The organism is Streptomyces sp. N35, from assembly GCF_016464295.1.
Taxonomy (GTDB): Bacteria; Actinomycetota; Actinomycetes; order Streptomycetales; family Streptomycetaceae; genus Streptomyces.
In genome coordinates, this window is sequence record NZ_JAEIMH010000014.1 from 74,709 (window position 1) to 88,173 (window position 13,465).

Genomic DNA, 13,465 nt, shown 5'->3' on the forward strand with positions numbered 1-13,465 from the left:
GGGGGGGGGGGGGGGGGGTTTTGGTCGGAGCCCCCCACCACCCACGGGGCCCCCGCCCACCCGGAGCCGCAGCCGGCAAGGGCTGCGGCCATGGCGGGTGGCGTTCGTGACCAGTTCGGACACGATGAGGGCGGCATCATCGGCGCGTTCGGTGCTCACTCCTGCGGTGCGGTCCTGGGCACGGGCGAGAAATGCGGAGGTCAGTTTCCGTGCTCGTCCGGGCGAAGACGGATCTCGCGGCAGGGAGTACTCGACTCGTGTGGAACGCCTATGGGTACGCGCACGCGTACGCATGGCGGATCACTTCCCCTCCAGGGACTGGTGATGGACCCGGGCGCGGCGTGGTCCGCGCGGCCGGTCCTGTCCACTGGTCCTTCCCTGGCCACAGGGCCCGCAACCTTGTTCGGCACGGGTAGCCGGCGTGCGGACCGCAAGCCGCGCTGACCTGGGCGCCCCGAGCATCCGGGGGACAGGAGGCATTACGCGGACACCGCTGGGGGTAACCGCGTCCGGGAACCCACCCCTACGGAGGAGGCGCATCATGACGGCCGTGCCCCAGGATGTCGTCGAACTGATCCTCAAGGACCACCGGACGATGGAAGACCTGCTCCGCCTGATGCGGAGCGTCGAAGCCGACCGGTCCGCGGCCCTGCTCGACTTCGCCGATCTGTTCATCGCCCATGGCGAGGCCACGGAGCTGACGGTTCACCCGGCGCTGAGGTTCTGCGTGGACGCACCGGCGGAGGCGGCACAACACTGCGCAGGACAGAACCTCGAAGGAAGCAAGGTCCTGCTCGCGCTCCTCGAGGTCGCCGTGACCGGCTCATGGGAGTGGGACTGGCGCCTGGAGCAGCTGACCAGGGCGGTCGCCCGCCATATCGACGACGAGGAGCGCACCTTCCTCAACGGAGCCTGCGAACACCTCAGCCGCACCGACCGCAGGGAACTCGGCGGGGCCTTCGCGGCCGCGCGAGGTCGGCTGTTCACCTCCGGCGGCACCCTCGACGCGGTGCACTGCTTCGTCCACGACCGGGTTTAGGCCTGACCATCACGCGGCCGCTGCCAGGCGCGCAGTGCACGCGGTGCTCGCCGCTCCGGCAGCGCCGGCCGCAGACGCCCTGCTGCGCCGCCGATTTTTTCCCGCGAGCAATCCGGTAGCCGAGCCGCTGCGAAGCCCTTCTGACCGAAGAACAATCGGTGACAGGGAGTCAGCCATGCAGCGGAAGACCACACACACGACGACAGCGATGCGCAGGCGGATCCGGAGGGCCGCCGTCACTGTCGCCGCCACCGGCATGCTCGTCGGCGGCGGGTTCCTGGCGGCGGGGTCGGGCAGTGCCGCCACCTTCTGCGGCGGGGCGCCGGCCGGCGGGTACGCGGGCATCATCGGGCAGGAGGACGGGTCGTTCAAGTACGTCAACAGCGATGGGGAGATCATCTACAACTGGTGAGCGCGCACCCCGGCGCCTGCCGAGCCGGGGCCGCCCACGGTGACCGCGGGCCACCGGCGAATCGGGCGGGGGGGCGGTGTCGCTGCCCGCGCCGAAGCGCCGCCGACCTGCGGTCAGCCGTTGACGTCCCGCTCGAAGTCCCGCTCGCATGCGTCGCGTTCAGCCTGCGTGTCGGCACTGCGGACACAGTCCTCGAAGCTCTTGAACTCGTCCGAGTTCAGGATCGACGCACCGATCGCGATGATGACCGCCGACGCGATCGCCCCCAGCACGCCCAGCACCGCACCGGCGATCGCGATGCCCTTGTGCGGAGCCCGGCCCCCGCGCGCCCTGCGGGCTCCGATGATGCCGAAGACAACGGCCAGCACACCCAGGACGACTCCTCCGATCACGGTCCAGAAGAGCAGAATGGCCGCGACACCCAGCACCAGCGCCGCGATCGCCAGACCGTTGCTCTGTCGCACGCCCGGAGTCATGGGCGTCGTGCTGTGCGCGGAACCGTACGGCGTATGCGAGGGATCGGAGAAGGACACCGGATTCTCCCTGATTCAGGATCATGTCTGGACACTTGTCGTGCGGTGCCGAGTTCCCCGGACATCGCGGTGAATGCCCACGGACGAAACGCGGGCGCCCGGCCGGGCGTTGGACTGCGGGGTCGCGTACGCGACTGTGTCTTGACTTCACAAGACCCTCGCGCAAACCTCACCGGGCACTGGTGCAAGTCCCCTGTATCCACGGCCAGTTGACCAGTACGCGCACCGCTCACCTCCCGAACTGCCTCACCCCGCAGGAGCGATACGCCATGCCCGAAAACGCCTCGTCCGAGCCCGTCAGACCCTCCCGCCGCAGCGTCCTGGCCGCCTCGGCCGCCGCCTCCGCAGTCGTCGCCACCGGCCTGCACGGCGCCGCGCACGCCGCGGACCCGCCCGTGGCGGGGGAGTTCGACGTCGTCGTGGTCGGTGCGGGCGCGGCCGGGATGACGGCCGCGATGACCGCTGCCGCACGCGGACTGAGCTGTGTCGTCGTGGAGAAGGCGAGCACGTACGGAGGGTCCGCGGCCCGCTCGGGCGCCGGGATCTGGATCCCCAACAACTCCGTGATCCGCGCGGCCGGCGTACCCGACACCCCGCAGAAGGCCGCCACCTATCTCGCGGCGGTCGTCGGCGACGAGGTGCCGCTCGCCCGGCAGCAGGCGTTCCTCGACCACGGGCCCGTGATGCTCGACTTCGTGATCGCCCACAGCCCGCTCAGGTTCCGCTACATGGCCGGCTACAGCGACTACTACCCAGAGCTACCGGGCGGCCTTCCCGGCGGCCGGTCCATCGAGCCCGATCTGCTCGACGGCCGTATCCTCGGAGCCGAACTCGACCGCCTGAACGACGCGTACATGCCGGTCCCCGACGGCATGGTCGTCTTCAGCGCCGACTACAAGTGGCTCACCCTGTCCCTGGTGAACTCCAAGGGCTTCGCCGTGGCCAACGAGTGTCTGGCCCGCGCGGCCAACGCCGCGCTGCACGGCGTGAAGCCCTTGACCATGGGCCAGGCGCTCGCAGGCGGACTGCGGGCCGGGCTGATGCGGGCGAACGTACCGGTGTGGCACAACTGCCCGCTCACCGACCTGCACATCGAGAACGGCACCGTACGCGGGGTGGTGGTGACCAAGGACGACGCCCCGGCACTCGTGAAGGCCCGGCGCGGCGTGATCGTCGGCTCCGGCGGCTTCGAGCACAACGCCGCGATGCGGGCCCAGTACCAGCAGCAGCCCATCGGCACCGCATGGACGGTCGGCGCCAAGGAGAACACCGGGGACGGCATCCGCGCGGGCGCACGGGCAGGTGGCGCGCTCGGTCTGATGGACGACGCATGGTGGGGCCCGGCGATCCCGCTGCCGAACGAGCCGTACTTCTGCCTGGCCGAACGCACCCTGCCCGGCGGATTGCTGATCAATCAGGCGGGCGCCCGATTCGTCAACGAGGCGGCACCGTACGGCGATGTCGTCCATGTCATGTACGAGAAGAACGCCGCCGCACCCGACATCCCGGCCTGGCTGATCGTCGACCAGAACTACCGCAACCGATACCTCTTCAAGGACATCGCGCCGACCTTCGTCTTCCCGGACTCCTGGTACGAGGCGGGCGCGGTCCACAAGGCATGGACCCTCGACCAGCTCGCGACCCGCATCGGTGTCCCCGGCGCCGCACTCAAGTCCACCGTCAACCGCTTCAACTCCCAGGCCAGAAGCGGCGAGGACCCGGACTTCCACCGCGGCGACAGCGCCTACGACCACTACTACACGGACCCCGGCGTCACCCCGAACTCCTGTCTGGCCCCGCTCTGGCTGGGCCCGTTCTACGCCTTCAAGATCGTGCCCGGCGACCTCGGCACCAAGGGCGGCCTGCTCACGGACGCCCGTGCCCGGGTGCTGCGCGCGGACGGTTCGGTGATCCCCGGCCTGTACGCGGCGGGCAACGCGAGTTCCGCCGTCATGGGTCACAGCTACGCCGGCGCCGGCTCGACGATCGGACCGGCCATGACCTTCGGCTACATCGCCGCCAACCACCTGGCCGGCTGACCGCCGGCTGTACCGGCCAGGGCCTCAGTCGACCGGATGGCCCGGCGAAATGCCGGAGGCGTCACTCAGCCGGAACACGCCACCTTCCGGTGACGCCGAGGTGCTGTGCTCGACCGGATCGAGCAGCAGGCCGACATGGTCCCCCGCGTCGCTGCGCGCTTCGATCCGGCCGATGAACCAGGCCGGCGCGGCGTCGAGGACCGGCACACCGGCGCGTCCCGGCGTCCAGGCGAGGTCCGCGAACTTGTCCGTGTCGTCGCCCGTGCGGCCGCCGAAGAGCTCCGCGAGGCTGTGCTGCTCGGGCGTCAGAAGGTGCACGCCGACGTGGTCGGCTGCCCGGGCGATACGGAAGGTCCTGTTGACCTTGGACAACCAGACGGTGAACCGCACCGGCCGGATCGAACACTGCGAGGCGAAGCCGACGAGGCAGCCGGCCCGCTCGCCGTTCGCCGCGGCGGTGACGACGTACAGGGGGTAGTCGAGGCGGTCGATGAACGCGTCCATGACGATGACTGTGTCCCTTCCGCAGCGAGCGAATCACGGCGCGGGGCTCAGGAGCGAGCGGGCCGGTCGAGGCCGAGAGCGAGCGAGCCGCTCTTCAGGTGCGACAGCAGATCGGCCGGGTCGTCGAACACCTCGCGCGCCCCCGCCGCTTCCAGGTCGGCCCGCGGGATGCCGCCCGACAGCACGGCGACCGCCCGTACACCGGCGCGGACCGCGGCCTTCATGTCCCACACGCTGTCCCCGATGAACACGGCCTGCGCGGCGGCGACTTCCGCCAGCCGCAGGGCGTGCTCGACCGGCTCGGGTGCGGGCTTGCCCTCGGACACGTCATCGGCGCTTGCTGTCGCGAAGATGGCGTCGTCCGCGTCGATCGCGCGGCGAAGCGCCTTCAGTTCGCTGCCCCCGGCCGACGTGACCAGGACGATCCGCCAGCCGTCCGCGGCCAGTTCACGCAGCAGGTCACCCGCCCCGGGGAAGGCGGCGAGACGGTCGAAGTACTGCCCGTAGAGCGCACTGTGCGCCGCGGTCAGTTCGCCGTCCTGTTCGCGGTCGCGCTCCTTGCCGAGCAGCTCCTCGAGCAGATCGCTCGAGGGGCGGCCCAAGGCGCGGTGGACGGCCTGCATCGGCACGACGTGGTCCGCCTGCCGCAACGCCTCCCACCAGGCCACGATGTGCAGATGGTTGGTGTCGGTGAGAGTGCCGTCCACATCGAACAGCGCCGCGCGTTCCATGCTCACCCGCTCTCCTCTGCGCGTCATTCGGCTTGCAAGGGTGTACGGAGCGCACTGCGCTGTCGGCGCCAGGCGCTCAGGAGCCGCGCCCCGAGGCGGTCCTCGAGGTAACCGGTGGCGTGGATGCCGAAGGCCACGTCCGGCTCCAGATCCGGCTCGGCGTCCAGGAGGCCGCCGATGACATCACGCCGTACCACCTGCTCATGCACGGCATCGGCTTCCACGTGCTCGTCGTAGAAGCGCTGTGCGGCCGGCCCCGCTCCCGTCCGGCGCAGGGCGTTGGCCAGCCGTCGTGAACCGGGCGACGAGGTCACCTCGACGGCGGCGAAGTGTCCGACCAGTGCACCGCGGTGGGCACGGTGCAGGCCAAGGAGGGACATGAGGTTGACCGTCGCGAGCGCTTCGGCCGGAGCGGCGTCCAGGTAGTGGCCGTAGCAGGTCTCCAGGCCGAGGTCGCCCATGAGATCGGCGAACAGCCGGGCATGGATCCGCTCGGCCCGCCCCGCGCCGAACTCGTCGTACTCGATGGCCACCATCGCCGCCTTGGCGCGCCCCCGCAGCCGGGGGATGACCCAGGCGTGCGGATCGGCCTCCTTGAGGTGATAGAGCGAGCGCAGGGCCGCGTACTCTCTCAGCTGCCACAGCTCTCCGTCACCTTCCAGGTAGTGGCTGACGCTGTCGGCGGGAGGCTCGACGGGCTCGGTCAGGAGCGCGGACAGGGCTTCTTCCACATCGGCCGGTCCGCTCACGTCGGCGCGCAGACCGTGCAGGAAACGCTGCTCGAGCGCGCGGCGCAGGCCCAGCAGGTCGGGATCCCACTCCCGCTCGTCCGGCACGCCCGCGAAGCCCGCGTAGTGGAGTTCGTAGAGCGTGTACAGAGCGAGCTGCAGGTCTTCGCCGAAGGGATCGGCGCGGGGGACCCGGTCGGTGGCGAGCCGGGTGCCGTCCTCGCCCGACAGCGCCGCCAAGAGCGCGGCGGACAGCTCTCCGCGGGACTGCGGCAGCTGTGGAGCGCGCTGCCGCGATGCACGTCGGTTTTCCATGACGGCCTTTCCGAGCCGGACTGCCGGCGCCACCTTCCCTGAGGGCGAGTCTTCTTCCACGGTCCGCCGACTCGTCGGTCGGCGCCACTTGACCGATCAGCTCTTCCCAGGTGAAGGCGTGTCACCCGCGTCGCCGCCCGGTGTCGACTCAGGATGGGCACAGAGCGTTGCTGTCGGTCACGGGAGGTAACTTGAGCGGGTCCGGACGGGGTCTTCTGCTGTGGGGGTTCCTGCTGGCGGTTTCGACGGCCGCCTGCGGCACGGCGGACGAGCGACGGGATGCCGCCGACGCCGTCACCACACGATTCGAGGCGGCCGTGCGTGACGGCGACGCGGTCGCGATGTGCCGCGCACTGGCACCCGGGACCCGCACCGAGGTGGAACTGTCCGGCGAGGCGACATGCGCCGAGTCGGTGCTGGGGGAGGAGCTTCCCTATGCCGGGGCAGTGCGCACCGTGGATGTCTTCGGCCGGCAGGCGCGCGTGGTACTGCGGCACGACACGGTGTTCCTGTCGCAGTTTCCCGAGGGTTGGAAGGTCGTGGCCGCGGGGTGCCGTCCGCGGCACGCACAGCCGTATCGATGCACCCTGAAGGGCAGTTGAGGCGATGCGGACGATGTTCGTGCTGTGCCTGACCGTGGTACTGGCGGGTCTGGCCTACTTCACCACGGTGGGACTGATGCACCGATGACGACGAAACGGCACCGATTCGTACGGGACAACGGGCTGACCCTCGGCTTCGGTACGGCCTTCCTGCTCGCCCTGACCGGACAGGCCTTCGCGGGCCACGCCGAGTTCAACAATGAGCTGACCGCGGACGGGCTGGCCCCGATCGGCCTGGCCGCCTACCTCGCCTCATCGGAGTTCGCCGTCGACGTCACGGAGAACTGGCAGTCGGAGTACCTGCAGTTCTTCCTCTTCATCCTGGGCACGGTGTGGCTGCTCCAGCGTGGCTCGCCCGAGTCGAAGGAGATCGACGAGGCAGGCCGGGGGTCCGACAAGGAGCAGCGCGTGGGGCAGTACGCCCGCGCCGACTCACCGCACTGGGCCCGGACCCGTGGCTGGCGCCAGGCCGTGTACTCCCGCTCCCTCGGCCTGCTCATGGGGGGACTGTTCCTGCTGTCGTGGTTCGCTCAAGCGGTCGCCGGCTCCGCCGCCTACAACGAGCAGCGGCTGCGCCAACTGCAGCGCCCCATGGGCCTGGGCGAGTACGTTCTGGGGGCCGATTTCTGGAGCCGCAGCCTGCAGAACTGGCAGTCCGAGCTGCTCGCGGTCGCCTCGATGGCCGTCTTCTCCGTCTATCTGCGTCAGCGGGGTTCACCGGAGTCCAAGCCGGTAGGAACACCGCACGGCGCCGCGGGGGTGGAGAGCTGAGCCGGTGCGCGGGCTTCGTCGCGCGTGCGGGGTCGTCAGTCGCGGGTGCGGCGGCGGTGGCTGGTGTCGCAGAACGGATAGCGGCGGCTGCGCCGGCAGGTGCACAGGGCGACACAGAAGCGGTCCGAGACGACCGTCGTGCCGTCGTCGAGGGTGACTTCGACCGGACCTTCGACCAAGGTCGGTCCGCCGTCCTGGACCACGATGCGACGGCGGTGCTCAGCGGGTTCGTTCGGCACGGACGACCACCAACTCCTCCTTGTCCTGGCCCGTTCGGATCAGCCCGCGGGCTTCCAGCCAGGTCTGCCGCGAGCGCAGAACCGGACCGAACGTGACGGCGCGACGCTCGACAACCGACGTGCTCAGGCCTGCGGCACGCAAGGCTCCGACCGTTTGCTCCTCCCCGCTCAGTGCGGAATGCACGAGCAGGAGCACGCCGCCCGGGCGCAGCAGTGGCGGTGCTGTCGCGCAGAGGCGGTCGAGGATGAGGCGTCCGTCCCGGCCGGCATCCCACGCGCGCGCCGCACCTCGGCCGGGACTGGTCGAGGGCGCCGGCACGTAGGGCGGATTTGCCATGATCAAATCGAAGGTCCGGCCGGCCACGGGTTTGAGGAGGCTGCCCTTGAGGACCTCTACCGGCAGGCGCGCGAGGCGTGCGTTGAGTCGCGCCGTGAGAACGGCCCTCCATGAAGCGTCCACGGCGGTCACCTCGGCCCCGCGGTGTGCGGCCGCCAGTGCCAGGGCTCCTGTGCCGGTGCCGACGTCGAGTACGCGCGCGTGCGGGGGCAGTACCTCGCTGCGCAGCGCCTCGGCCAGCAGGGCGGTGTCGTCTTGCGGGGCGTAGACGCCCGGCAGGGCTATGAGAGTCACAGTGAGCCTCGTACCCCAATTTACCTGGATAAATAAATACATTCCTGGTGGCCGGGGCTTATCGGAAGTCCTTCACTTCCCTGCTGTCACATGTCTTGCGGAGGAGCGCGAGCAGCCAATAGAAAGGAAAGGTTCCTATCAGTCAACGTCGGTAGGGACGACCGGGGTTCCGCACCTCAAGCCACGGTTCCGCACCGCCATGTAGCCCCGAACTCCCCCTGCCGGGCCCGCGCGTCGCAGCGCGCCAACTGTTGCGTACGAGCAGGCTTCCGGCCAGACGAGAAACCGGAGAAGCGCATGCCACTCCCCACTCCGAGACGGCGATGGGCGCCGTTCGGATCGCGGCACCGCACCATCGATCACCGGACCACCGACCATCGCACCACCGACCACCGCACCACCGACCACCGCACTGCCGATCACCGGACCGCCGACCATCGACGCCGCCGTAAGAGCGGCTTCAGGATCGCCCTCGCCATGGTGCTCGCCGCCGTCCCCGCGGTGATCTTCCTGAGCACCAGTCAGGCGGCGGCACCGACCGGGCTCGACGACCCGGTGAAGAAGGAGATCGCCATGCAACTGGTCTCCAGCGCCGAGAACTCCTCCCTCGACTGGAAGGAGCAGTACGACTACATCGAGGACATCGGCGACGGCCGCGGTTACACCGCAGGCATCGTCGGCTTCTGCTCGGGCACGCACGACATGCTCGAACTCGTCGAGTACTACACCCAGCAGGTGCCGAACAACCCCCTCGCGAAGTACCTGCCCGCGCTGCGCGAGGTCGACGGCTCCGATTCGCACGAGGGCCTCGACCCCGGGTTCACCGGCGCGTGGCAACAAGCAGCGCAGACCACCGCGTTCAAGGAGGCGCAGCACCACGAGCGCGACCGCGTCTACTTCAACCCGTCCGTCTCCCGGGCCAAGAGCGACAAGCTCCAGGAGCTCGGCCAGTTCATCTACTACGACGCCATCGTCATGCACGGCCAGTCGGGCTTCGACTCGATCCGCGCCGACGCGCGCGCGAACGCCGACACACCCGCCGAGGGCGGCAACGAGACCGAGTATCTGCACGCCTTCCTCGACGCCCGCGTCGAGGAGATGAAGAAGGAGGCCGCGCACGAGGACACCAGCCGGGTCGACACCGCTCAGCGGATCTTCCTGAACAAGGGCAACCTCCGCCTGAACACCCCGCTGGCCTGGCATGTCTACGGCGATCCCTTCGAGATCACCAAGGACCCCACGCCGACGGAACCGGGACCCTCGCCGAGTGAACCGGGCGGCGGAGAGCCGCAGTTGATCTCCCGGGGCAAGCCCGCCGCCTCGTCCTCCAACGAGGACGCGAGCTTCACGCCCGGCAAGGCGGTCGACGGGAACACGAGCACACGCTGGGCCAGCCAGGAAGGCATCGACCGGCAGTGGATACGGATCGACCTCGGTGAGGGCGCCACGGTCTCCCGGGTGAAGCTGCTCTGGGAGGCGGCGTACGCCAAGGCCTACCGGGTCGAGATCTCCACCGACCGCACCACCTGGACCCGTCTCGCCACCGAAACCACCGGCAACGGCGGCACCGACGAGTGGACGAACCTCAACGGCAAGGGCCGCTATCTGCGGGTGTACGCCACGGTCCGCGGCACTGCCTACGGCTACTCGCTGTTCGAGGTCGAGGCGTACGGCAGCACAGGCTCGGGCCCCGGCCCCACCGACCCGCCCACCGGAGCGTTCACCGTGGTAGGCGCCGGTGACATCGCCGACCAGTGCACGCAGAGCGACGCCAACTGCCAGCACTTCAAGACCGCCGACCGGGCCGCGGCCATCAACCCGGCGTTCTACATCACGATGGGCGACAACCAGTACGACGACGCCCACATCGAGGACTTCGAGAACTACTACGACAAGTCCTGGGGCCGCTTCAAGGCCACCACCTACCCGGTGCCCGGCAACCACGAGTCGTACGACGACTACGAGAACCGGGACGAGAAGGCCTACCGCGAGTACTTCGGCTCCCGCGCCACCCCGCAGGGCAAGATGTGGTACTCGTACAACCGCGGCAACTGGCACTTCATCGCGCTGAACTCCAACCGGTTCGACGAGGACGAGCAGATGGACTGGCTCGCCGCGGATCTGGCCGCGAACAGCAAGAAGTGTGTGGCGGCCTACTGGCACGAGCCGCTGTTCAGCTCCGGTGACCACGGCAACGTGCCGGTCAGCCGACCCGTCTGGGAACTGCTCGAAGGGGCCGGCGCCGAACTGGTGCTCAACGGCCACGACCACCACTACGAGCGGTTCGCCCCGCAGACCCGGGACGCGCAAGCCGACCCGAACGGCATCGTCGAGATCATCGGCGGCGCGGGCGGCAAGGACCTGTACGGACAGGGCGACACCGTCCAGCCCAACAGCGCCAAGCGGATCTGGGACAAGTTCGGTGTGGTGAAGCTCGAGTTCACCGACACCGGATTCCGCTCCCAGTTCGTCGAGACGAACGGCACCGTGCTCGACACCAGCCCCACCTACTCCTGCCACTGACCGGCCGCCACCGGCGCCCCGGGCTCGCCCTCCGTGCGAGGACGAGCCCGGGGCGCCCCTCGGGGAGTCCTCATGTATCTCGCCGCCGGCAGGGGCGGCCCGTCGAACGCCCCCGCCCGTACCGTCCCCGCACCTCCCGTTCCCGGCCGTACCCGGGTGGCCTCCACCGTCGTCGCGCTCGGTGCGGTCAGCCTGGTCACCGACATCTCCTCCGAGATGGTCACCGCCGTCCTTCCCCTCTATCTCGTGCTCGGCCTCGGCCTGAACCCCCTCCAGTTCGGCTTCCTGGACGGGCTCTACAACGGCGTCACCGCCTTCGTGCGTCTGGCCGGCGGGCACCTCGCCGACCGCCGGCAGCGCCACAAACTGGTCGCCGGATCCGGCTACGCCCTGTCCGCGCTCTGCAAACTGGGGCTGCTGTTCGCGGGCGGCTCCACCGCGGCCCTGTCCGCGACACTCGCCGCCGACCGGGTCGGCAAGGGCGTACGAACCGCACCGCGCGACGCGCTGATCTCGCTCAGCTGCGACGAACGGCAGCTCGGCCGGGCCTTCGGTGTGCACCGGGCCATGGACACGACCGGCGCCCTGCTCGGCCCGCTCGCGGCCTTCGCACTGCTCTGGGTGACGGCGGACGCCTACGACGCGGTGTTCATGGTCAGCTTCTGCTTCGGCCTGTTCGGCGTCCTTCTCCTCTACGCTTTCGTGCCGGGCCGCGCGCCCCATAGCAACCTCAACGCGCGGGCAACGAGCCTCCGTTCGGTCTTCCGGCTGCCCGCCGATCCAGCCTTCCGCCGAGTCCTGGTCACCGCGTCCCTCCTCGGCCTGGTCTCGGTCGGCGACGGCTTCCTCTATCTCGTCCTGCAGAAACGGCTCGACCTGGACACGGCGTACTTTCCGCTGCTCCCGCTGGGCAGCGCGGCCGTCTATCTCCTGCTCGCCGTGCCGATCGGACGCGTCGCCGACCGCATCGGACGCCGTATCCCTTATCTGCTCGGCCACTTGGGCCTGCTCGGCGCCTACGTGACGTTGTACTCCCCGGCCACGGGGTGGCCCCTGACCGCTGCCGTACTGCTGCTGCTCGGCACGTTCTACGCCGCAACCGACGGTGTCCTCATGGCACTTGGCGGCCCGGCCGTTCCCCCGCAGCAGCGCGCGGCCGGCCTCGCCCTGCTGCAGTCCGGGCAGGCGGTCGGCCGCCTCCTCGCCTCCGTGCTGTTCGGCGCCGCGTGGACCGTCTGGGGCATGGACGCCGCACTGGCCCTCGCCGCCGCCGCGCTGACATTCGCCCTGTTCACCGCCCATTTCCTGCTGCCCGCGCGCCGGACGGAGCCCCGATGACCCACACCCTCTCCCTGCGTACCCGCGTCGGCGCCGTCGCCCTCGCGGGCGCGCTGCTCGCCGCGCTCGCCGTCGTCTACACGGTCCGGGCAACGGACCGGAACGAACCCGCCGCCAGAACCTCGAACGTCACGCTCGACAACACCCGCGGCCTCTATGTACGTACGGCCGAAGGAACGGTCGCCGCCCTCGACAACCAGCGGTTGAAGGAAACCGGACTCACCTGCCGCCGCTTCCACGCGAGCGGCAGCAGTGCCGTCTGCCTGACCACCCGACCGGGCATCCCGCCCCGCTCGGAAGCGATCGTCCTCGACCGCACGCTGCGCCCGAAGCGCACCGTCACCTTCGGCGGAACCCCCAACCGCGCCCGCGTCTCACCCTCCGGCCGGATGGTCTCCTGGACGGTGTTCGTCAGCGGTGACTCGTACGCGGGCAACGCCTTCTCCACGCGCAGCGGCATCCTCGACACCAAGACCGGCTATCTGATCAAGAACGTGGAAACCCTCCAGCTCACCCTCGGAAAGAAGCGCTACAGCGCGTCCGACCTGAACTACTGGGGCATCACCTTCGCCCGGGACGACAACCGCTTCTACGCGACCGTGTCCACGCGCGGCAAGACGTACCTGGTCGAGGGAGACCTGAACGCCTGGACGGCCCGCACGCTGCTCGAGAACGTCGAATGCCCCTCGCTTTCCCCCGACGGCACGCGCCTCGCCTACAAGAAGCGTGTCCGCGAAGGCACTTCGCGGCCGTGGCAGCTGCATGTCCTCGACCTGAAGACCCTGCGGGACACTCCGCTGGCCGAGACCCGCAGCGTCGACGACCAGGCCGCCTGGCTCGACGACCGCACCGTGGCCTACGCCCTCCCGGGCCGTACCCGCGGCTCCACGGACGTTTGGTCGGCACCGGCGGACGGCTCGGGCGAGCCCGTACGCATGGCCCGCGACGCCTCGTCGCCGAGCATGAATCCTGTGTGACGTGCCGGCCCGAGCAGCCGGTTCGGGCTCGCTCGGCACCACCCCATCGGACGGTCGGACGTTTCGGCTGAACCTCTTCGGCA

The 13,465-nt window shown here is 69.8% G+C and carries 13 protein-coding genes and 2 pseudogenes; 9 read left to right on the plus strand and 6 right to left on the minus strand.

Features of this window, described 5'->3' with window-relative positions; translation table 11 throughout:
- Nucleotides 1-541 precede the first annotated feature (541 nt).
- Both JAO81_RS10770 and JAO81_RS10775 read left to right on the plus strand, forming a co-directional pair.
- Nucleotides 542-1,039, plus strand: a complete 498-nt coding sequence (locus JAO81_RS10770; RefSeq protein ID WP_233415179.1) for a hemerythrin domain-containing protein — start codon at nucleotides 542-544, stop codon at nucleotides 1,037-1,039.
- A gap of 175 nt (nucleotides 1,040-1,214) precedes the next feature.
- Nucleotides 1,215-1,451, plus strand: a complete 237-nt coding sequence (locus JAO81_RS10775) for a hypothetical protein (RefSeq protein ID WP_199547555.1) — start codon at nucleotides 1,215-1,217, stop codon at nucleotides 1,449-1,451.
- Nucleotides 1,452-1,564: 113 nt separating this feature from the next.
- On the opposite strand, the gene JAO81_RS10780 is transcribed toward JAO81_RS10775, so the two are convergent.
- The gene (locus JAO81_RS10780; protein WP_307813290.1) at nucleotides 1,565-1,915 is read right to left on the minus strand and encodes a DUF4190 domain-containing protein; all 351 of its coding nucleotides are present in this window, start codon (nucleotides 1,913-1,915) and stop codon (nucleotides 1,565-1,567) included.
- A gap of 338 nt (nucleotides 1,916-2,253) precedes the next feature.
- Here JAO81_RS10780 and kstD point away from each other — a divergent pair, with 338 nt between their 5' ends.
- Entirely contained in the window at nucleotides 2,254-4,023 is a 1,770-nt protein-coding gene (kstD, locus tag JAO81_RS10785; protein WP_199547556.1) for a 3-oxosteroid 1-dehydrogenase, read from the plus strand.
- A gap of 24 nt (nucleotides 4,024-4,047) precedes the next feature.
- On the opposite strand, the gene JAO81_RS10790 is transcribed toward kstD, so the two are convergent.
- From JAO81_RS10790 to JAO81_RS10800, 3 genes are read right to left on the minus strand one after another with little or no spacing between them, the layout of a single operon-like run.
- Nucleotides 4,048-4,527, minus strand: a complete 480-nt coding sequence (locus tag JAO81_RS10790; protein WP_199547557.1) for a flavin reductase family protein — start codon at nucleotides 4,525-4,527, stop codon at nucleotides 4,048-4,050.
- 47 nt (nucleotides 4,528-4,574) lie between these two features.
- Nucleotides 4,575-5,258: an HAD family hydrolase gene (locus JAO81_RS10795; protein WP_199547604.1), complete on the minus strand. Its 684-nt coding sequence runs from the start codon at nucleotides 5,256-5,258 to the stop codon at nucleotides 4,575-4,577.
- Nucleotides 5,259-5,281: 23 nt separating this feature from the next.
- Nucleotides 5,282-6,301, minus strand: coding sequence for an iron-containing redox enzyme family protein (locus JAO81_RS10800; protein WP_199547558.1), 1,020 nt, complete (start codon nucleotides 6,299-6,301; stop codon nucleotides 5,282-5,284).
- Between the two features lie 191 nt (nucleotides 6,302-6,492).
- Between JAO81_RS10800 and JAO81_RS10805 the strand changes: the two genes are divergently transcribed.
- Together JAO81_RS10805 and JAO81_RS10810 are read left to right on the plus strand one after the other, a co-directional pair.
- On the plus strand, nucleotides 6,493-6,903 hold the full coding sequence (locus JAO81_RS10805) for a hypothetical protein (protein WP_199547559.1): 411 nt from the start codon (nucleotides 6,493-6,495) through the stop codon (nucleotides 6,901-6,903).
- Nucleotides 6,904-6,987: 84 nt separating this feature from the next.
- Nucleotides 6,988-7,674: a DUF6766 family protein gene (locus JAO81_RS10810; protein ID WP_199547560.1), complete on the plus strand. Its 687-nt coding sequence runs from the start codon at nucleotides 6,988-6,990 to the stop codon at nucleotides 7,672-7,674.
- A 35-nt stretch (nucleotides 7,675-7,709) separates the two neighbouring features.
- Here the strand turns inward: JAO81_RS10810 and JAO81_RS10815 are convergent, their stop codons facing one another.
- Both JAO81_RS10815 and JAO81_RS10820 read right to left on the minus strand, forming a co-directional pair.
- Nucleotides 7,710-7,913, minus strand: a complete 204-nt coding sequence (locus JAO81_RS10815) for a CDGSH iron-sulfur domain-containing protein (RefSeq protein WP_165332299.1) — start codon at nucleotides 7,911-7,913, stop codon at nucleotides 7,710-7,712.
- Nucleotides 7,894-8,544 carry a HemK2/MTQ2 family protein methyltransferase gene (locus JAO81_RS10820; protein WP_307813292.1) on the minus strand — a complete coding sequence of 217 codons (651 nt, stop codon included), beginning with the start codon at nucleotides 8,542-8,544 and terminating at the stop codon, nucleotides 7,894-7,896. The genes JAO81_RS10815 and JAO81_RS10820 overlap by 20 nt, the downstream gene beginning before the upstream one ends.
- A 477-nt stretch (nucleotides 8,545-9,021) precedes the next feature.
- On the opposite strand from JAO81_RS10820, the pseudogene JAO81_RS42370 reads away from it, so the two are divergent.
- From JAO81_RS42370 to JAO81_RS10835, 4 genes and pseudogenes are all read left to right on the plus strand, one after another.
- A pseudogene (locus JAO81_RS42370) lies at nucleotides 9,022-9,771 on the plus strand (chitosanase); the annotation flags it as partial.
- Nucleotides 9,772-9,873: 102 nt separating this feature from the next.
- Nucleotides 9,874-11,067: pseudogene (locus JAO81_RS42375) on the plus strand (discoidin domain-containing protein); the annotation flags it as partial.
- Nucleotides 11,068-11,139: 72 nt separating this feature from the next.
- Nucleotides 11,140-12,405 carry an MFS transporter gene (locus JAO81_RS10830; protein ID WP_199547562.1) on the plus strand — a complete coding sequence of 422 codons (1,266 nt, stop codon included), beginning with the start codon at nucleotides 11,140-11,142 and terminating at the stop codon, nucleotides 12,403-12,405.
- Entirely contained in the window at nucleotides 12,402-13,382 is a 981-nt protein-coding gene (locus JAO81_RS10835; protein WP_199547563.1) for a hypothetical protein, read from the plus strand. Before JAO81_RS10830 ends, JAO81_RS10835 begins: the two co-directional genes overlap by 4 nt.
- Nucleotides 13,383-13,465: the final 83 nt, after the last annotated feature.